Origin of the sequence: Roseobacter fucihabitans (assembly GCF_014337925.2) — a bacterium.
Lineage (GTDB): Bacteria > Pseudomonadota > Alphaproteobacteria > Rhodobacterales > Rhodobacteraceae > Roseobacter > Roseobacter fucihabitans.
Genome location: NZ_CP143423.1, coordinates 1,171,422 through 1,191,469, shown reverse-complemented (window position 1 = coordinate 1,191,469; position 20,048 = coordinate 1,171,422). Strand labels below are relative to the sequence as shown.

The following is a 20,048-nucleotide window of genomic DNA, read 5'->3' as shown; positions in this document are numbered from 1 at the left end:
CGTAGACGCGTTTGTGATTCCAGCCGTAGCCTTGGACGTTGCGTAGGTAAAAAAAGCACAAACTAAACCTCCAACTGCGCTTGTTTGCTGTCAAGCCCCGTTCGCGCAACCGAGTTGCGAGATGTGTGAAATCTCCATCCAAGCTCACAATCACTAAGGTTGAAAACTGCTCAATGAGACAAAATTCGACGGCTTCAATGGAGAGCAACAAGTCTGTCGCATTTTTGCCGGTCCCAGAATGGAGCAATTTATAAACCGGTGTTTCCTGCCAGCCTGGTAGGATCGTTGCGTTGCCTTAGACCCGCTGCACGTGCACGGGTCCATTGCCTTTTGCAACTTGATAAACCGCTTCGGCGTGATCAAAACTGATGTTCTCACCATCTACAAAAACAGCAACCCGCTTGACCATGACACCCTCAAAAAACTTCCCTTCAATAATCTCTATATAAAAGGCCAATTTGGCAGAATTTGGGCGAGACAAAGCTTGTTGCTTTCCACTATAGTCACAGCCATTATGGCGCTGTATAAAAGTGGAACCCTTGATACCAAGTGCCGGTGAAAATGAAGACAGACGTTCCCGAAAAATCCAAAATGAAACACCGGAAATTGGATCAGAGCGTTCTAAACAGGCTTATCCAACACACAGTTTCCACTTTCACAGTCCTATAAGTTGAATAGCGAATGGCCAAACAATTCCATCAACTCAGCGACGTATTGATCCGGTTCATTCAGGCACAGCATATCTTCTTTGTCGGCTCCGCCGCAGCCTCAGGGCAGGTCAATATTTCACCCAAAGGCATGGACTCCTTACGCGTTCTCGACCCCAACCGGATCGTGTGGCGCAACCTGACAGGATCAGGCAACGAGACGGCGGGGCATCTGGCGCAACTCAACCGCATGACGCTTATGTGGTGCGGGTTTGAGACCAAACCGATGATCTTGCGCACCTATGGGACCGGGCGCACGCTGCATCCGCGCGACGCCGATTTTGCCGCCCTCAATGCGCTGTTCCCGGCCTCGGACGGTGCGCGCCAGATTTATGATGTGACCGTCGACATTGTTCAGACGAGCTGTGGCTATGCGGTGCCCTTCATGGAATATGCCGGTGAAAGGGACGTCCTGAGCCAGTGGGCAGCGCAGAAGGGTCCAGACGGCATCGCGCAATATTGGGACACCCGCAACCGGCACACCATCGACGGCATTCCAACGCATATTCTCGACACAGATCAGACGTAGGATCACGGGGGTAAACCGACATCCCGTCGATCCGCGGCATGACCCTGCGAAACATACATCATAGCCAAGGACGTGGGGCTCCCCCAGTGGCGGGACCCATAATCAGGCTCCGCCGAAACAAAATCGATTTGCCCGCCACGGGGTCTGATGCCTGCCCGAGCAAGGCGACTGTTGGCCCCGGTGTGCGCAGCGTCACGGAAGGCTGGACCGCAAACCGGCGTTCCATTCCCTTGCTCTGCTTCAAAACCTCTCGTACAGCGATAATCGCGATGCCAAGGCCTGTCACAGAACATGCACCCGTGTCCCCGCCCCACGTTCAAGCGGTTCAGGTCTGCGCCGCCCGCCGGATGGAAAAACCGCCTACCAAAAGAGACCCCTGTGCAATGCTTCAGGCGAAAACAAAAGCTGTTGGCGCGCGCAACGGCGTAAACCTCTTGCTGCGCCTGCCCCGGCGCATTACCTATAGGCGCATGAGTGAGCCATTGATTGATCCATTTGCCCGCGCGATTACCTACCTGAGGGTATCGGTAACAGATCGCTGTGATTTTCGTTGCGTCTATTGCATGTCCGAAAATATGACTTTTCTGCCGAAAAAGGAGCTGTTGACGCTCGAAGAGCTGGACCGAATGTGTTCCACCTTCGTGGGGTTGGGCGTTGAAAAGCTGCGCATTACCGGCGGCGAGCCTCTGGTGCGCAAGGGGATCATGACGTTTTTCCAAAGCATGAGCCGGCATCTGGAAAGCGGCGCTCTCAAGGAACTCACGCTCACCACAAACGGCAGCCAGCTGGAACGTTTTGCCAAGGACCTATATGCGGCGGGCGTGCGGCGAGTGAATGTGTCTCTGGACACGCTTGATGAAGACAAATTCGCGAAGATTACCCGTTGGGGCCGCCTGCCACAGGTGTTGCGCGGGATTGATGCCGCCCAGGCTGTGGGGATGCGCGTCAAGCTGAACGCGGTGGCGCTCAAGGGCTTTAATGAGGCCGAATTGCCTTTTATTACAGAGTGGTGCGCAAAGCGCGACATTGATCTGACCTGGATCGAAGTGATGCCGATGGGCGATATCGGAAATGAGGACCGTTTGGGGCAATATTGGTCCCTCAAGGACGTTCGCGCGCAGTATGGTGCGCATTATACCGTCACCGATCTGGCGGAACGCAGCGGCGGCCCTGCCCGCTATGTGCGCCTTGAGGAAACCGGTCAGAAGATTGGTTTCATCACCCCGCTCAGCCATAATTTCTGCGAAAGCTGTAACCGCGTGCGGCTGACCTGCACCGGCGAGATATTCATGTGTCTGGGTCAGGAAGACGCCACCGATTTGCGCGCGCCCCTGCGGGCGCATCCGGGCGATAACGGTCCGCTCGAAGATGCGATCCGCGCCGCGATCAGACTTAAACCCAAGGGGCATGATTTCGACTATTCGCGCCAGCGTCTGGATGGGCAAATGCCACGGCACATGAGCCACACGGGCGGCTGATCCCACTCATGCGCGCGCCGCCGCTCTTTCATCTCTATGTGGCTGCCACTGTTTTACTGGCCCCTTTTGTGGCCTGGTTTGAAATCCGCAAGCTGCGCCGTCAAGGCCTGTCTGCGTTGCGCGCCCATGAGAAAATGGGCCATGCCAGCCAGCCCCGCATCGGATCGGGCAATCTGATCTGGTTTCACGCGGCCTCGGTCGGGGAAAGCCTGTCGGTTTTGGCGCTGATTACGCGGATGGGTGAAATGCTGCCACGAGCACATTTTCTGATCACTTCCGGGACACCCACGTCGGCCAAACTGGTTGCAGATCGCATGCCCCCGCGCACCGTGCATCAATTTGCACCCCTTGATGCGGGCGGGCCGCTGACGCGGTTCCTGCACCATTGGCGCCCCGCAGCCGCAATTTTTGTGGAAAGCGAACTTTGGCCGCGCATGTTGCGCATGACCCGCGCGCGCGGCACGATGATGGCGCTCGTTAACGCGCGCCTTTCTGCCAAATCGCGCGCGGCCTGGGCGCGCAGACCGGGCTTTGCCGCCTATGTTCTGGATGTCTTTGATCTGATCCTGACGCAAAACGACGATATGGCGCAGGCGATGGTGGACATGCACGCCCCGGCGGACCGCGTGGCACGCGGCAGCAACCTCAAATCCATGTCCGCGCCCTTGCCGCAAAATCCCGCCCTGCTGGCGCAGATTCGTACCGCAATCAAGGCCCGCCCCATCTGGGTCGCCGCCTCCACGCATAAGGGCGAAGAAACCACCGTTCTGGACGCCCATAAGACCCTGCTGCAAACCATCCCCGACCTATTGTTGATTCTGGTGCCACGCCATCCGGATCGCAGCGACGAGGTTGCGAAACTGATTGCGAAACACGATCTGACATACGCTCTGCGCTCCGATGGCGCGCTCCCGCGGGACGACCACGCCGTCTATCTCGCGGACACTTTGGGTGAATTGGGCAATTGGTATGCCCTGAGTGATGTCGTGTTTCTGGGGGGCTCGCTTTTGCCCATCGGTGGGCATAACCCGTTTGAGGTCGTACAATCGGAGGCCGCTGTTTTATCCGGCCCGCATGTTACTAATTTTGCGGAAACCATTAATAAAATGGTGGAAACCGGTGCGGCCGAAATCGTGGCGGATGTCGAGGCCCTGACGTTTTCGGTGGGGCACCTGTTGCAGGATGGGGCGCATAAAGCGGCAAGCCTCAGGGCCGCGCGCGCTTTTGTGCAGGGCAAATCCGACGAACTCACCCGAATTGCCGCAAGGCTCATCCACATCTTGAAGCTGGAAGACGACAATCGATGACACAGCTGACACCAGCCCGCGATATCGACGTGATCGCCCCGAGTTTTAAGCGCCGCCATTCCGGCGTGACCTCCACCGTGATCCGCCTTGTCCCCTTGCAGGCCAAGGATATCGCCATCACTGCCTGCGCCCCCGAATTGCCACCCGAGGTGCCCAATCTGGCCCCCGGCAAGCTACTTGGCCTGCCCCGCAACGGTCCGTCCGGGGCCCGTGTCTGGCACGCGCGGCGTAATGTGGAAATGGTGGCTGGGCTGGCGTTGAAATATCTCGCAGGCAAGCGGCTCAAGCTGCTTTTCACCTCTGCCGCACAGCGTCGACACACCGGTTTTACGCGCTGGCTGATCCGGCAGATGGACGCGGTGATCGCGACCTCTGCAAAATCAGCCAGCTATCTGGAACGCGAGGCAACGGTGATCCGGCACGGCATTGACTGCGATCTGTTTCAACCGGTTGATGACCGCGCAGCCCTGCGCCAGGAGCTTGATTTGCCCCACGATGGGCCGTTGATCGGCTGTTTCGGACGCATCCGGCATCAAAAAGGCAATGACCTGTTCATCGCCGCGATGATCGAGGTTTTTGGCAAACACCCCGATGCCAAGGCCTTGATGATGGGGCGCGCGACGCCCGAGCATCAGGCGTTTTTGCAAAAACTCAAAGAGGACGTCGCCGATGCGGGGCTGTCGGATCGCATTCTGTTTCGCGACGAGGTGCCGATTGCCGATCTGGCGCGTCACTTTCAGGCACTTGATCTTTATGTGGCACCACAACGTTGGGAAGGCTTCGGGTTGACCCCCTTGGAGGCCATGGCCTGCGGCGCGCCTGTGGTGGCCACGAAGGTCGGGGCCTTCGAGGAATTGATCGTGGAGGGCGAAACCGGGCATCTGCTCGAGATCGAGGACGGGGCGGGAATTGCCGAGCAGGTGGCGCGCATCTTGAGTGATCCCGCGGCCCTGAAAGCCATGTCAAAGGCCGCGCGCGAAAACGTCCTGCGCCGTTTTCGCATCGAGCAGGAAGCCGCTTCCATCATCGCAATCTATCGCAAATTGCTGGCCGCCTGAGCGGGTTCAGCCCGTAACAGGCATCCGTTGTTCGATGATCTCTGCCCACCAGCTGCATCCGGCGGGGATGGCGTCGTCGTTGAAATTATATTCCGGGTGATGCACCGCCGCCCCCGGTCCGTTACCGACCAGAATATAGGCGCCTGGGCGTTCTTCGAGCATGAAGGCGAAATCCTCGCCCCCCATGACCAAGGGGGCCTCCTCGCATCCACCTGAAACCTTAGTTGCCACCTGCGCGGCAAATTCGGTCTGCTCGGGATGGTTCACCATCACCGGATAATTGCGCTCGTACTCCACACGCGCCGTCGCGCCGAAACTCTCGGCAACGCCGGTTGTGATCTTGTTCAGGCGCATTTCGGCCAGATCGCGCATTTGAGCCGACATGGTGCGGATCGTGCCCTTGAGGTGCACACGCTGCGGGATCACATTGAAGGCGTTGGAAGAGGTTTCAAATGAGGTCACCGACACAACCACCTGATCGACCGGGTCCGCATAACGGCTGGCAATGGTCTGCAGGGCAATGACGATATGGCTTGCCACAACGGTGGAATCCACGGTTTCATGCGGTTTGGCGGCATGCCCGCCCAGACCTTCGACCTCGATATCAAACACATCCGTGGCGGCGAAAAACGCGCCGGGCCGGATGGAGAAACTGCCCATCGGCATGCCCGGCCAATTGTGCATACCGAAAACTTCCTGAATGCCAAAACGCGCCATCATGTCGTCTTCGCACATTTCGCGCCCGCCGCCGCCGCCCTCTTCTGCGGGCTGAAAAATCACCACGGCGGTGCCATCAAAATTGCGCGTTTCCGCGAGGTACTTCGCAGCCCCCAACAGCATCGCCGTATGCCCGTCATGCCCACAGGCATGCATCGCGCCCTCCGTTTTTGAAGCATACGCAAGGCCTGTCTGTTCATGAATGGGCAGCGCATCCATATCCGCGCGCAAGCCGATCACCTTGCCCGAGACATCCGATTTACCCCGGATCACCCCCACCACACCTGTGCGCCCGATGCCCGTGACCACCTCATCACATCCAAAATCCGTCAGCTTTTCAGCCACCAGCGCCGAGGTGCGATGCGTATCGAAAAGCAGTTCCGGGTTTTCATGCATGTCCCGCCGCCAGGCAGTGATTTCATCGTGCAATTCGGCAAAACGGTTTTTAACTGGCATTGGGGTGGGCTCCTTGAGATCACACTGTTAAGCCGATTTTACGTACCGGTGACAACAGAAGTTTTGATATTTTCCATCCGATGTCGCAAGTTCGCAGGGCAGATCCGAGTCCCGCGCCCGACGATATGTTAACCCCACAGGCGCGGGCTTCAAGGAAATCGCGCGAATTTGATGCCAACCCTTGCGCGTCAAAGTGCCGGTCCAAGGCGCATTGGGCTGCCATCGCCAAAGCGCGCCAGGCGAAACCTTGACAGATCGTGACCCGTCGGGGTGCCCATCACAAGGTCTGCGAGGATACGCCCCATCGCCGGGCCGATGCCAAAGCCATGGCCGCTCATGCCGGTGCCCAGCGTCAAGCCCGGCAGCGCGGCAACCCGGTCCACGACGGGCACCACATCGGGCATGGTATCGATCATGCCCGCCCAGGCGTGTGAGAGATCAAATTGCGGCAGATGTGGGAAAAGTTCTGCAAAATCAGCTTTCAAACGATGCGCGCGCCCCATGTTCGGTGTCGGGCTCAGGACGCGCATCACCTCGAAGGGGCTGGCGGTACCACCAGACCAGTGGCGCGGCGTGCGCCAGCCATCGGGGTATCCTTTGGGTGCACCGGGCAGGAACCGCGTACAAAAGGGGTCCGCGCGCAGTTGCGTCAGGAATTTTGGCAAGGCGCGCAGGGCGTCCCAGCCCAGAAACAATTCGTGAAAACCACCCGGTGCCAGCGTGTAGCCGCCATCGGCGCGGTGGCGAAAGGCGATGGTGCTATCCGCAACACCCCCCTCCGCCACGGCGGGCAAAGCGGTGGTGGCCGCAACGGTCGCGCGGACAGAAAGCTGTGGCAGGGCCACGCCATGGTTGCGCAGGAAAAGAGAGGACCACGCGCCGCCCGCCAGCACCACTTCGGGGGCCGCAATGCGCCCCTTTTCGGTGATGACGCCCGCGACCCTGCCGCCTGCTATATCCAGGCACCGCACAGCACAGTCTTCGATGATCACGGTGCCTGCGCGCGCGGCGATATCGGCCAGAGCCGGCACGGCGCGCCAGGGCTCGGCGCGCATGTCCGACGCGGTATGAAGCGCGCCAACATAGGATTTGGACATATTCGGGACATGCTGTGGTACCTGCGCCGCGGTCAGGACGCGCGTGTCCACGCCTTGCGCGCGGGCATGTTTGGTCCAGGCGCTGTAGCGGTCCATCTGTGCCGGGGTTTGCGCCAAATAGGTGACGCCGCCTTGGATCAGCCCGATGTCCTGGTTGGTCTGGCTGGCGAGCACGCGCCACAGGCCATTGGCCTCGATCATAATCGGTAATTCATCCGGATCACGCCCCTGCTGGCGGATCCACCCCCAGTTCCGGCTGGATTGCTCCCCTGCGATGCAGCCTTTTTCGAGCAGGACCACATGCTGCCCGGCGCGGGCCAGAAAAAGCGCCGTACAGACCCCGATCACCCCGCCGCCAATGACAACAACATCCGCCTGTGACGGCAAAGCAGCCGTGAAACGACGTGGGGTGGTGTCCGAGAAGGGAAAGGCCTGCATGTCAGTGCGGGGCCCAGATCGGGGTCGGGATCGGCGTCGAGCAAAGGTGGCCTAAAGCCCACCCTACGCGAGGGGATCGCCGCGACATACGCCGTCTTGATGGCGTCATTGGCTCAGGCGGTCTATCAGTTTGCGCATGAACTCATGGCCTGCTTCAAACTCGGTCACCGCGATAAACTCATTCGGTTGATGGGCTTGCGCGATATCGCCGGGCCCACAGATCACCGCGGAATATCCGGCCTGCTGAAACTGACCGGCTTCGGTGCCGTAGCTCACGACATGGCTCGCGTTATCGCCCGTCAATCTGCGAACGAGACTTTCGGCCTGACCCTCACGTTCGGGGCGCAGCGCCTCAACGTCAAAGCGCGGGGTGACCTCTATGGATGTCTCGGGCACCACCGATTGCATCATCGCCTCGACCTGTTGCACACGTGCACGGTACCGCGCTTCCCATTCCGCCTTGTCTTCTCCCGGCACGACGCGAAAAGCCATGGCGAAGCGACAGTCTTTGGCGGTGATGTTATGGGCCGTGCCGCCCTCGATCGTGCCCACATGCAAAGTTGTATAGGGCGGGTCGAACATGGCGGCCAGATTGCTTGGGACTGCGGCCTGGTTCTGTGCGTTCATCTCATTGGCCCATTCGATCAGTTTGGCCCCATACATGATCGCATTCACGCCGCGATCCATGAGGGAGCTGTGCACCTCAAATCCTCTGACGTGCGTATCAAAACCCGTGCCCCCTTTGTGCCCTGACACGGCCCGCATCGAAGAGGGTTCGCCGACGATCACGGCCGACCCCTTGGGCAGAACACCTTGCATCGCCGCAATCATCGGGGGCGCGCCAGTACAGCCAACTTCCTCGTCAAAGCTGAGCGCAATCTGGAGCGGACGTTTGATGCCCGTATGATGCGCCTCCACCAGCGCCCAGATCGCAAGCGCGTCAAACCCCTTCATATCACAGGTGCCGCGCCCGAAGTATTTCCCGCTCCGCTCGACCACCTCAAAGGGGTCCGTGTCCCAGAGTTGCCCATCCACCGGCACCACATCGGTATGCCCCGACAGCACCAAAGCGCCCTCTTCCCAGGGGCCGACATGGGCAAAAAGTGCCGCTTTGGGTTCCTGCGGATCGGCATATCGGTGCGATTGGATCCCGTGACCGGCGAGGTAGCTCTCCACCCAGTCGATGAGCGGCAGATTTGTATCGCGGCTCACCGTCGGGAAGGACACGAGTTTGCGCATGATGCTGACAGGGTCGAGACGTTCATTCATGCCGGATCAATACCCGCTATCGGTTTCAAGCACCAGATGGCCCGGGCTTACTTCGCGGTAAACGGAAGGTGCGGGCATATATCCGACGGGGTGGATCGGCGAGGGGATCGGCTTGAAATTCAACTCGCTTTCATCCTTGCGCTGGCGAGGATCTGCGATGGGCACGGCTTTCATCAAGGCTTGCGTATAGGGATGCTGCGGGTTCTCAAACACCTGCGCGCGCAGGCCCAACTCAACGATCCGGCCCAGATACATGACGCCTACGCGGTGGCTGACGCGTTCGACCACGGCCATGTCGTGACTGATAAAGAGGAAAGACAACCCAAGCTCGGCTTGCAATTCCATCATCAGGTTCAGCACCTGCGCCTGCACGGAGACGTCCAGCGCCGACACGGCCTCATCCGCGATGATCAGCTTGGGATTGAGCGCCAGCGCCCGAGCGATGGCGACCCGCTGGCGTTGCCCGCCCGATAGCTCATGCGGAAAACGGCGCATGAAGCTGCGGGGCAATTCCACGCGGTCAAACAACATGCCAACGCGCTCTTGCACCGCCGCCCCCTTGAGCGTGGCGAAATTATGGATCGGCTCGGCCACCTGATCCGACAGCTGCATCTGCGGGTTGAGCGAGGCAAAAGGATCCTGAAAGATCATCTGCATGTCCAGACGCGCCTCGCGCAGCGCCGCCGGGTCGAGCGCCATGATGTCCTTGCCGTCCAGATTAATTTCGCCCGACAGGGGGTCCACCAGCCGCAGGATCGACCGCCCGGCGGTGGACTTCCCGCAGCCGCTCTCCCCCACAAGGCTCAGCGTCTGCCCCTTGTTCAGCGTAAAGGACAGGTCCTCAACCGCGTGAACATTCGCCACCGTACGGCGTAGAAACCCGCCCTTGACCGGAAACCGCGTTGTCAGATTACGAACCGTCAACAAGGCCTCATTCGTGCCGGGAATGGGGTGGATCGCGTTCTTTTCCGAACCAAGCAGCTTCATCGGTTCGGGGTAAGCCTTGCCGGTCATCTCGCCCAATTTGGGCACCGCTGCCAGCAAGGCCTTGGTATAGGGATGCTGCGGGTTCTCGAAAATCTCGGCGACCGGGCCCTCTTCAACCTTATTGCCGCGAAACATCACCACGACACGGTCGGCCATCTGCGCCACCACCGCCATATCATGCGTGATGAACATCACCGCCGTGCCGGTTTCACGTTTCAGCCGATCCATCAGCGCCAGAATCTCGGCCTGAATGGTCACATCCAGCGCCGTGGTGGGTTCATCCGCGATCAATAGGCGCGGCTTGCAGGCCAGTGCCATTGCGATCACAACCCGCTGGCGCATGCCACCCGACAGTTCATGCGGATATTGCGCAAGACGCCGTTCAGGCTCGGGAATACGCACTTCGCGCAGCAACTCCAAAGCGCGCGCATCCGCCTCCGCCTTGCCGATGTTTTTGTGTAAACGCAGACCTTCGGTCATTTGCCGCCCCACCGTGAACACCGGGTTGAGCGCCGTCATCGGCTCCTGAAAGATCATGCCTATTTCGTTGCCGCGCATGGAGCGCATGATTTCGGGATCGGTTGTGACCAGATCGACATCATCCGCGGCCGGGCGATCAAACCACAACTGACCGCCGGTGATCGCGCCCCCGCCGAACTCCACCAGACGCATCAGCGACAGCGAGGAGACCGATTTTCCCGACCCGCTTTCCCCGACGACACAGACCGTCTCGCCCGGATTGATGTCAAAGGAAACATCCTCCACGCCGAGCACCGGACCATCCTTGGTCTGGAACTCGACCCGCAATCCCTTGATCCGGGCAATCGGTTTCACGTCACCGCCGTTTTGATCATCCAGCATTTTCGCTCCTGTCTTCGCCCTCCCCGAACGCTAAGGGCAAGACAACCGCCCTGTCAAACCCGTCCAGAACAATTGCCACAAAAGCAATCATCTCAAGGGTTGCTTTTTCTGTAAAAAATGCTTCGATACGTGTATGCGTGCGGCATTACGGCTCAAAAACTGCATTAATATGCAATCTCAGGGCGGCGGGGACATACCGCATCCGAAACGCACAAAAAAAGGCGCCTGCACCGCAATCAAGGCGCACAACGGCAATAAAGTGCCAACATGGAGTATAATATGAAACTCAGAACCCTTTTGATGGGGGCCATCGCCACCACCGCCTTCGCCCCGGTCGTGCTGGCAGATGGGCATGAAGGCGAGCGTGGCCGCGATGGTCAGCTCAACATCATCTACTGGCAGGCACCCTCGACGCTGAACCCGTTTCTGTCGGGCGGCACCAAGGAAAACGAAGCGGCGAGCCTTGTTTTGGAATCGCTCGCGCGGTTCAACGAAAAGGGCGAAATGGTGCCTTGGCTAGCCGAAAGCATCCCCACCGTTGACAATGCCGGTGTCGCCGAAGACCTGACCTCGATCACCTGGACCCTGAAAGAAGGCGTCACGTGGTCTGATGGCTCGGCCCTGAGCGCGGATGATTTGATCTTCACCCATGAGTATTGCACCCATCCCGAGAGCGGTTGCGCATCGCTGAGCTACTTTGACGGCATCAGCAGCGTCGAAGCCGTGGGCGAGCGCGGCGTTAAAATCTCTTTCACTTCGCCAAAGCCCTTTCCCTATACTGCATTTGTGGGAAATGAATCACCGATTCTGCAAAAGGCGCAGTTTCAGGATTGCCTGGGCGCACGTGCCCCGGAATGCACCGAGGCCAATTTCGGCCCCATCGGCACCGGCCCCTTCGTGGTCAGCGAATTCCGTCCCAATGACGTGATCACCTATGTCGCCAACGAGAATTTCCGTGAAGCCGGCAAGCCCGCCTTTGCCAGCGTCACGCTCAAGGGCGGCGGTGATGCGGCGGCGGCGGCGCGCTCGGTTCTGGAAACCGGCGAATTTGACTATGCCTGGAACCTCCAGCTTGCGCCTGACGTGTTGTCGCGCATGGAAGAGGCCGGAAGAGGCACCGTCGTTGCCGCCTATGGCACCTCCGTAGAGCGGATCATGGTCAACCAGACCAACGCGGACCCTAGCCTGGGACCGGACCAACGCTCGGTTTTCATGAACGGCGAAAATAAACACCCGTTTCTGACGGATCCGGCCGTTGGTGCGGCGCTGTCAATGGCCATCGACCGCGCCCTGATCGATGAAATCGGATATGGCGCAGGCGGTCAGCCGACCTGTAACGTGCTGCCCGCGCCCGAGCTTTATGCCTCTACCGCAAATGATGCTTGCCTGACGCAAGATATTGCCGGGGCCAACGCGCTTTTGGACGGGGCCGGTTGGGTCGATACAAACGGGAACGGCGTGCGGGATAAGGATGGGGTCGAATTGACCCTCCTGTTCCAGACCTCGACCAATGCCGTGCGGCAGGACACCCAGGCGCTGATCAAGGATTGGTGGAACCAAATTGGTGTCGAAACCGAACTGCGCAACATCGACGCCTCGGTATTCTTTGGCAGCGACCCCGGCTCGCCCGACACGTTCCAGAAGTTCTATGCGGACGTGGAGATGTACACCAACAACTTCGCTGGCGTCGACCCCGAAGCCTATATGGGCAATTGGGTTTGTGCCGATATCCCGCGGCCTGAAACCCAGTGGCAGGGCAACAACATGCAACGTTTCTGCCGCGAAGAATACGATGCATTGGTCCAACAGATGTCACAAACGTCGGATCTGGCCGAACGCGGCGCGCTCGCCAAGCAGATGAACGATATGCTCGTGCAGAGCTATTCGATCATACCGCTGATCCACCGTGGCAACCCCTCGGCGCATGCAAACACGCTGGGCGGCGTCAAAATGTCGGATTGGGACAGCGAGCTTTGGAACATCGCGGATTGGTACCGGATCGCCAATTGATGCGTATTTGGGCAGGGGCTTGCGAGATCGCAGGCCCCTGCCCGCATTTGGCGATCATGGGTTGATTGCCCGACGCCTTGCCCGCAAGAATAACAAGACTACCGCATAAAGGCGTAGCATATGCTGACTTTCACAATCCGACGGCTCGTTCTATCGATCCCGACGTTGTTGTTCATCTCGCTGGTGATCTTCGCGTTGCTGCAACTGGCCCCGGGTGATCCGATGGCGCAGGTGCCCCTCACCGTGCCCCCCGAAGTCAAAGAGAAGATGCGCGAAGCCCTTGGTCTCGGGGCGCCTGCCCACGTCCAATATTGGAAATGGCTGGTGCAATTCTTCTGGGTCGAACCGCAGGTCTTGATCGATCACTGGTTCGGTACCGGTTTCGCCGAAGGCAAACAACGCGTGATCTCCTGGCAGACCCGCTCGCCCGTCATGGACATCGTCGTGCAACGCATGCCGCAAACGCTCTGGGTCGTGGGCATGTCCTATATCGTGGGCATCCTGATTGCCCTGCCCATCGGCATCTATTCCGCCTACAAACAATATTCTGTTTTCGATCAGGCCGGGACCTTCGTGTCGATGATCGGCTTTTCGGTGCCACCCTTCTTCTCCGGCGTGGTGGTGATCGTGATCTTTTCGGTCAACCTGGGCTGGTTCCCCTCGATCTATGACACCACCCTCGTGGTCAATGACTGGGCGAGTTTCAAAACACAGATGCAACAGATGGTCATGCCAGTCATGGTGCTGGCCCTGCAAACCACCGCCCAGATCAGCCGCTTCATGCGCGCCTCCATGCTCGACAACCTCAACCAGGATTATGTGCGTACCGCCCGCGCCAAAGGCCTGCGGGAAAGCACGGTGGTGTTGGTCCATGTCCTGCGCAATTCCATGATCCCGATCATTACCGTGATCGCCCTGGGTGTCCCTTCGATCTTTGGCGGCGCGATCATTACCGAAACGCTCTTTAAGGTGAACGGGATCGGTCAATTGCTGCTCACGGCACTCTTTGCCAATGACTTGCCAATGGTCATGACGCTGACCTTCATCTTTGCGATCCTGATCGTGTTTTTCAACCTGATCGCCGATATCCTCTACGGCCTTCTCGACCCGAGGATCCGTTATGACTGATACAGTGACACCGCCCTCGGACGCCGAACTTTACGGCGCCCTCAAGGACAAAGAACCACCCAAAGCCCCTCGCAGCCAATGGCGCGACGTCTGGGACCAGTTCCGCAAACACAAGGGCGCGCTCTTTGGTGGCGGCTTTTTGCTGTTCATCACATTGTTCGTGCTGATTGGCCCTCTCATATGGAACGTGGACCCCAAGGCGCTTGATATCCGAAACAAGGACATGCGCCCGCTCTATACCCTGCTCTGGGATGGCGATGCGCGCACCAGCTGGGTGAAACCGCTCGGCTCGGACAACCTGGGCCGCGATATCCTGGCGACCTTGATCGCGGGCGGGCGCGCCTCCATGGCCGTGGGGTGGACCGCGATGATCCTGGCGCTTTCCATCGGTACGGCTGTCGGCGTCTGCGCGGGATATTTCAAACGGCTCGACGGGGCGCTGATGCGCCTGACGGATCTGTTTCTATCCCTGCCGATCCTGCCGCTCCTGCTGGTGGCCGTGACCCTGTTCCGCCAACCGCTGCGCGCCAGTTTCGGACCCGAAACGGGCATGTTCATCCTGATCGTCGGCGTCATCGGCATCACCTCCTGGATGCAAACCGCGCGCATTGTGCGCGGCGAGATCCTCGCCCTCAAAGAACGCGAATTCATCCTGGCGGCGCGCTCCATCGGCACCAAACCCTTCGCCATCATAAGGCGCCACCTGCTGCCCAATGTGGTCTCCCCGATCATGGTGTCCGCGACTTTGGGATTGGCCACCGCGATCATCACCGAAAGCGCGCTCAGCTTTTTGGGTGTGGGCTTTCCTTCGGACTTTCCAACCTGGGGCAAACTGCTCTCGGATGCTGTACCTCGTATGGAAGAATTCCCCGAACGGGTCATGCTGCCGGGCATTCTGATTTCGCTGACGGTGCTGTCGGTGAACTACCTCGGTGATGGCTTGCGCGACGCGCTCGATCCCCGGATCAGAGGCCGCTAAGCGCACCGTGGGACGGCGGGCGGGGCGTCTTTGGCGCAGCCCAAAGAGCGCCGAGCGGCGTCATCCGGCAATAAAAACCGGGTGCTGGACCACAGATTTCTTTTAGAAATCCACTTGTCCACACGCGTCGCTTTTTCAAGCGACGTAAAACCGATCTACTCGACCTTCTTGCGCAACTGCCGCACCATCCACCACACAAACAGAACAACCGGCACAGTCACCAAAGCCGTCAGCATCCCCTTGCTCATCCCCGTGGCCTGGGTCAGCGGATAAAGCAGGTAGCCCACCAGCGACACCGCGTAATAGCTGATCGCCACCACCGAGAGCCCCTCAACCGTGCGCTGCAATCGCAACTGCAAATCCGACCGCTTGTCCATGCTCTCCAACAGCGACTGGTTCTGCGCGGAACGCTCCACATCCACCCGCGTGCGCAACAGGTTTGACGCCCGGATCGACCGGCTCGACATCGACTCCAACCGTCGCTCGGCGGAATTCACCGTGCGCATGGCGGGCGCGTAACGGCGCATCATGAACTCGGCAAAATGCTGACGTCCCTGATATCGGTGCTCGCGCAGCGCCTCGATGCGTTGATTGACCAAGGCCTCATAAGCCCCCGTGGCACCAAACCGAAACGAAGATTGCGCCGCCAGCGTCTCCAACTCCGCGGAAATCGCCAGAAGATTGTGCAACGTCCACTCCGCGGGTGCATCCTCATCCGACATATCACTCATCAACCCGGTCAGCTTACTGTCCAGATCATTAAGCTTGGGTTGCAAGGCGCGTGCGCGGGCAAACCCCAGCATCGACATGGTCTTATAGGTTTCGATCTCACAAAGCCGTTGCACGATCCGTCCAATCCGCCGGGTGCCGGTCTCAGGTTTGGCGAAAATCGCAAACCGCAAATGCCCGTTGATGTCGATCCGAAAATCCCCGGCCACAATCGCCTCATGGTCCAACACCTCCGAGGCCGCAAGACTTTCTGTCACGAACCACTCGTCCAATTTCTGGTTGATATTGTCATTCTCGGGCATCGGCTCGACGTTCAACAGAACAGAGGTAATCCGCTGCCCCGGTGCCGCCTCCAGCCAATCCGCGGGAAAAACATCAAACTGCGTGGGATCAAAAGCGCGCTCGACACCGCCCTCGTGAAAGGCCGTATAGGTCACGAATTCCGTGTGTTGTTCCCATTTCAACCAGTATTTCCCAATCTGGCCATAATAATGCGTCGCCCCCGGTTGCGGATGCGCGGCCCCGTGCCGGTCCAGCAGTGCCGTCAAATGGGCCAGATCACCGGCACGATCCCGGCTGACGGCGTCATTGGGTTGCTTGATCGCAATGTAAACCGCCGAGCAAGGCGCGCTCATGGACGGAAAGGGGCGCGCGTGCAACTCATTGGCGAGCTTATAGCGCAAGGGATGATCTGTGATCGGCGACATGCCACTACTCCGCGTGTTTTCATCAGACATAACGTCAAATTTCACAATGTCAAATTTTTATATGTTTTCAATATGTTAAGGGAATGCAATTGTATACCGCTTCGGGTTTCAAAACCGCCAACCCGTCTTCTTTAGGGCAGGTGATGCATCCTATTGACCTTCTCCTGCAGGACCCCTAAGGCCCGCAACGCGCTGATATAAAGAGTGAAAACGATAGCTCCGCTTTCCACATCTTTTCCTAATCCGAGCGTTAAACGCGGTGCTAAAACCACGGCTGCCCTGTCCGTGAAATGCCGAAAATCTGGAAACGCCCGCTACCTGCTCGTCCGCAACAAAAAAACGCCGATCTGCGAGACCGGCGTTTTTCCATTCTAAAACTGGATGACCCGGACCGTGTCAGTCGATCATCGGCAGCAGCTTGTCGAGGCTCGCCTTGGCATCGCCATAAAACATCCGTGTGTTCTCCTTGAAGAACAGCGGGTTCTCGATCCCCGAATACCCGGTGCCCTGCCCGCGTTTGGACACAAACACCTGCTTGGCCTTCCAGCATTCCAGAACCGGCATCCCCGCGATGGGGCTGTTCGGATCATCCTGTGCCGCCGGGTTCACGATGTCGTTGGAGCCGATCACGATCGCGACATCCGTCGTGGGGAAATCATCGTTGATCTCATCCATTTCCATCACGATGTCATAAGGCACCTTCGCCTCGGCCAGCAGAACGTTCATGTGACCGGGCAAACGCCCCGCGACCGGGTGGATCGCGAAATGCACTTTCTTACCCTGTGCGCGCAGTTTGCGCACCAGTTCGGCCACGCCTTGCTGGGCCTGTGCCACAGCCATACCGTAACCGGGTATGATGATGACGCTATCGGCTTCATTCAGCGCGGTGGCAACGCCGTCCGCCTCGATGGCAATCTGCTCCCCTTCCACTGCCATCTGCTCTCCGGCGGGCCCGCCAAAGCCCCCGAGGATCACAGACACGAACGACCGGTTCATCGCTTTACACATGATGTAGCTGAGGATCGCACCAGAGGAGCCCACAAGCGCGCCCACAACGATCAAGAGGTCATTGCCCAGCGAGAAACCAATCGCCGCAGCCGCCCAGCCGGAATAGCTGTTGAGCATCGACACAACCACCGGCATATCCGCACCGCCAATACCCATGATCAGGTGATAGCCGATGAACAGCGCAAGGATCGTCAGCAGAACCAGCGTCCAGCTCCCCGAGCCGCCCAGATACATGATGGTGAACACCAGTGATAGCCCGGCCGCACCCGCGTTCAGCAGATGCCCCCCCGGCAGTTTCGTCGCCGAGGAATCAACCTTGCCAGCCAGTTTGCCATAGGCAATGACCGATCCGGTGAATGTCACCGCCCCGATCCAGATGCCCAGCACCAGTTCGACCTTGAGGATGTTGATCTCAACGCTCGATTTCTTGGCGATCAGCTGGCCAAAGGAGGACAACCCGTCATAGATCTCCTTGGGCAGGCCAATGGCGGTATAACCGTCCGGCCCCACCGCCCCAAGCGTCAAAGCGTTCTCGATGAACAAAGCGTCCATGCTGTTGATCATGAGATCGGCGTTAAAGCCTACAAATACCGCCGCCAGACCGACAAGACTGTGCATGATCGCCACGAGTTCCGGCATCTGCGTCATCTGCACCTTGGTCGCCAGTTGATAGCCAACCGCCGCCCCCAGGACGATCAGGACAATCGAGACGATCCCCAGCCCCTGCCCCGGTCCGATCAGCGTCGCAACCACGGCAATCGCCATGCCGACGATACCATACCAAACGGCGCGTTTCGCGCTTTCCTGACCACTCAGGCCCCCAAGGCTGAGGATGAAGAGAACCGCCGCAACCGCGTAGGCTGCAATCGTAAATCCAAATTCCATCTGTCCGTCCCCTTACGATTTCTGGAACATGGCGAGCATACGCCGTGTCACAAGAAAGCCGCCAAAAATATTGATCGAGGCCATAAAGACCGCCAAAGCCGCCAGCACCGTAATCAGCATCGAGTTCGACCCGATCTGGATGATCGCCCCCAGAATGATGATCGACGAGATTGCATTCGTAACCGCCATCAACGGCGTGTGCAGCGAATGCGCCACGTTCCAGATGACCTGGAAACCGATGAAGACCGACAGGATAAACACGATGAAATGCTGCATGAAGCTGGCCGGGGCCACAAGGCCAACGGCCAGAAGCAAGCCGCCGCCGACAGCGAGCAGACCGATCTGGTTACGGGTCTGAAGCTTGAAGGCTTCGTTTTCAGCCGCGCGCTTTTCTTCCGGCGTCAGCTCTTTTGCGGCAGGTTTCTTGGGCTTGGCCGCAATCGCCGCGATCTTGGGCGGCGGTGGCGGGAAGGTGACCTCTTTGGCGTGGGCAATCGTGGCCCCGCGGATCACGTCATCCTCCATATTGTGATTGATCACACCGTCTTTTTCCGGCGTCAGATCCGTCATCATATGGCGGATGTTCGTCGCATAGAGCGTGGAGGCCTGCGCCGCCATCCGGCTTGGGAAATCGGTGTACCCGATGATCGTGACGCCATTGTCGGTGACGATTTTCTGATCCATCACCGTCATTTTGCAGTTGCCGCCCTTTTCAGCGGCCAGATCGATGATCACCGAACCCGGCTTCATCGAGGCGACCATATCGGGGGTCCAAAGCTCTGGCGCTTCACGGTTCGGGATCAGCGCGGTACAGATCACGATGTCAATGTCGGGTGCCAATTCCCGGAACTTTGCCAGCTGTGCGGCGGTGAATTCCGGGCTGGAGACGGCGGCATAGCCACCGGTGGCCGAACCGTCCTGTTGTTCTTCGTCAAAATCGAGGAAGACGAATTCCGCGCCCATCGATTCAACCTGTTCGGCCACTTCGGGACGCACATCGAACGCATAGGTGATCGCGCCCAGCGAGGTGGATGTCCCGATTGCGGCGAGACCCGCAACACCGGCACCGACGACGAGAACCTTCGCCGGGGGCACCTTGCCCGCCGCCGTCACCTGCCCGGTGAAAAAGCGTCCGAAATTATTCCCCGCCTCAATGACCGCGCGGTAGCCCGCGATATTGGCCATGGAAGAGAGCGCGTCCATTTTCTGCGCGCGGCTGATGCGCGGCACCATGTCCATCGCGATCACGGTGGAGCCTTTTTGCGCCGCCGCGTCCATCAGGTCTTTGTTGCCTGCAGGATTGAAGAAGGAGATCAGCGTCTGACCCTCACGCAGGCGCTTGACCTCAGCCTCAGAGGGCGCGCGCACCTTGGCCACCACATCGGAGGCCTTCCACAGGGCGGCGGCGGTCTTGGCAACCGTAACACCTGCGTCCTTATATTGCGCGTCCGAGAATCCGGCAGCCGCACCGGCCCCGGTCTCGATGACACATTCATGCCCCAGCTTTTGCAAATCCTTGGCCGAAGCGGGCGTCATCGCCACCCGTGCTTCACCGTCAAACGTTTCCTTTGGCGTACCGATCTTCAATTTGAGCTCCCCCGTTTGATGCTTTTTGCGCAACATGGTGCACAGAACTGGCTTGTCCAGTATCGCCTACGCGTGCGAGGCACAAGCGCGCGAAAGGTATGTGAGCGCTCA

15 protein-coding genes and 1 pseudogene are annotated in these 20,048 nt (G+C 59.0%); 7 read left to right on the top strand and 9 right to left on the bottom strand.

The window, feature by feature from the left end:
- Positions 1-100 precede the first annotated feature (100 nt).
- Both ROLI_RS23795 and ROLI_RS05940 read right to left on the bottom strand, forming a co-directional pair.
- A pseudogene (locus tag ROLI_RS23795) lies at positions 101-247 on the bottom strand (NYN domain-containing protein); the annotation flags it as partial.
- A gap of 48 nt (positions 248-295) precedes the next feature.
- Positions 296-481, bottom strand: a complete 186-nt coding sequence (locus tag ROLI_RS05940; RefSeq protein ID WP_222869382.1) for a hypothetical protein — start codon at positions 479-481, stop codon at positions 296-298.
- 200 nt (positions 482-681) lie between these two features.
- Between ROLI_RS05940 and ROLI_RS05935 the strand changes: the two genes are divergently transcribed.
- From ROLI_RS05935 to ROLI_RS05920, 4 genes are all read left to right on the top strand, one after another.
- A complete protein-coding gene (locus tag ROLI_RS05935) occupies positions 682-1,236 on the top strand; it encodes a pyridoxamine 5'-phosphate oxidase family protein (RefSeq protein ID WP_187428701.1) in 555 nt (184 codons plus the stop codon).
- 470 nt (positions 1,237-1,706) lie between these two features.
- Positions 1,707-2,714, top strand: a complete 1,008-nt coding sequence (moaA, locus tag ROLI_RS05930) for a GTP 3',8-cyclase MoaA (RefSeq protein WP_187428766.1) — start codon at positions 1,707-1,709, stop codon at positions 2,712-2,714.
- 8 nt (positions 2,715-2,722) lie between these two features.
- A complete protein-coding gene (locus tag ROLI_RS05925; protein WP_187428702.1) occupies positions 2,723-4,021 on the top strand; it encodes a 3-deoxy-D-manno-octulosonic acid transferase in 1,299 nt (432 codons plus the stop codon).
- Entirely contained in the window at positions 4,018-5,079 is a 1,062-nt protein-coding gene (locus ROLI_RS05920) for a glycosyltransferase family 4 protein (RefSeq protein ID WP_187428703.1), read from the top strand. The genes ROLI_RS05925 and ROLI_RS05920 overlap by 4 nt, the downstream gene beginning before the upstream one ends.
- Positions 5,080-5,085: 6 nt before the next feature.
- Here the strand turns inward: ROLI_RS05920 and ROLI_RS05915 are convergent, their stop codons facing one another.
- From ROLI_RS05915 to ROLI_RS05900, 4 genes are all read right to left on the bottom strand, one after another.
- Positions 5,086-6,252: a M20 aminoacylase family protein gene (locus tag ROLI_RS05915; protein ID WP_187428704.1), complete on the bottom strand. Its 1,167-nt coding sequence runs from the start codon at positions 6,250-6,252 to the stop codon at positions 5,086-5,088.
- Between the two features lie 188 nt (positions 6,253-6,440).
- The gene (locus ROLI_RS05910) at positions 6,441-7,787 is read right to left on the bottom strand and encodes an FAD-binding oxidoreductase (RefSeq protein ID WP_187428705.1); all 1,347 of its coding nucleotides are present in this window, start codon (positions 7,785-7,787) and stop codon (positions 6,441-6,443) included.
- Between the two features lie 105 nt (positions 7,788-7,892).
- Entirely contained in the window at positions 7,893-9,056 is a 1,164-nt protein-coding gene (gene argE, locus ROLI_RS05905) for an acetylornithine deacetylase (protein ID WP_187428706.1), read from the bottom strand.
- 6 nt (positions 9,057-9,062) lie between these two features.
- On the bottom strand, positions 9,063-10,904 hold the full coding sequence (locus tag ROLI_RS05900; RefSeq protein ID WP_187428707.1) for an ABC transporter ATP-binding protein: 1,842 nt from the start codon (positions 10,902-10,904) through the stop codon (positions 9,063-9,065).
- 279 nt (positions 10,905-11,183) lie between these two features.
- Here ROLI_RS05900 and ROLI_RS05895 point away from each other — a divergent pair, with 279 nt between their 5' ends.
- The 3 genes from ROLI_RS05895 (at position 11,184) to ROLI_RS05885 (ending at position 15,021) form a co-directional block, all read left to right on the top strand.
- The gene (locus tag ROLI_RS05895) at positions 11,184-12,914 is read left to right on the top strand and encodes a peptide ABC transporter substrate-binding protein (RefSeq protein ID WP_187428708.1); all 1,731 of its coding nucleotides are present in this window, start codon (positions 11,184-11,186) and stop codon (positions 12,912-12,914) included.
- 120 nt (positions 12,915-13,034) lie between these two features.
- Positions 13,035-14,042 carry an ABC transporter permease gene (locus ROLI_RS05890; RefSeq protein WP_187428709.1) on the top strand — a complete coding sequence of 336 codons (1,008 nt, stop codon included), beginning with the start codon at positions 13,035-13,037 and terminating at the stop codon, positions 14,040-14,042.
- Positions 14,035-15,021, top strand: a complete 987-nt coding sequence (locus ROLI_RS05885) for an ABC transporter permease (RefSeq protein ID WP_187428710.1) — start codon at positions 14,035-14,037, stop codon at positions 15,019-15,021. Before ROLI_RS05890 ends, ROLI_RS05885 begins: the two co-directional genes overlap by 8 nt.
- Positions 15,022-15,176: 155 nt before the next feature.
- On the opposite strand, the gene ROLI_RS05880 is transcribed toward ROLI_RS05885, so the two are convergent.
- The 3 genes from ROLI_RS05880 to ROLI_RS05870 all read right to left on the bottom strand — a co-directional run bounded on the left by ROLI_RS05880 (position 15,177) and on the right by ROLI_RS05870 (position 19,937).
- Complete coding sequence (locus ROLI_RS05880; RefSeq protein ID WP_187428711.1) at positions 15,177-16,457, bottom strand: DUF3422 family protein; 1,281 nt, start codon at positions 16,455-16,457, stop codon at positions 15,177-15,179.
- Positions 16,458-16,853: 396 nt separating this feature from the next.
- Positions 16,854-18,350 (bottom strand): NAD(P)(+) transhydrogenase (Re/Si-specific) subunit beta, encoded by a 1,497-nt coding sequence (locus ROLI_RS05875; protein WP_187428712.1) that lies wholly within the window; start codon positions 18,348-18,350, stop codon positions 16,854-16,856.
- Positions 18,351-18,362: 12 nt separating this feature from the next.
- On the bottom strand, positions 18,363-19,937 hold the full coding sequence (locus ROLI_RS05870; RefSeq protein WP_187428713.1) for a Re/Si-specific NAD(P)(+) transhydrogenase subunit alpha: 1,575 nt from the start codon (positions 19,935-19,937) through the stop codon (positions 18,363-18,365).
- Positions 19,938-20,048 lie beyond the last annotated feature (111 nt).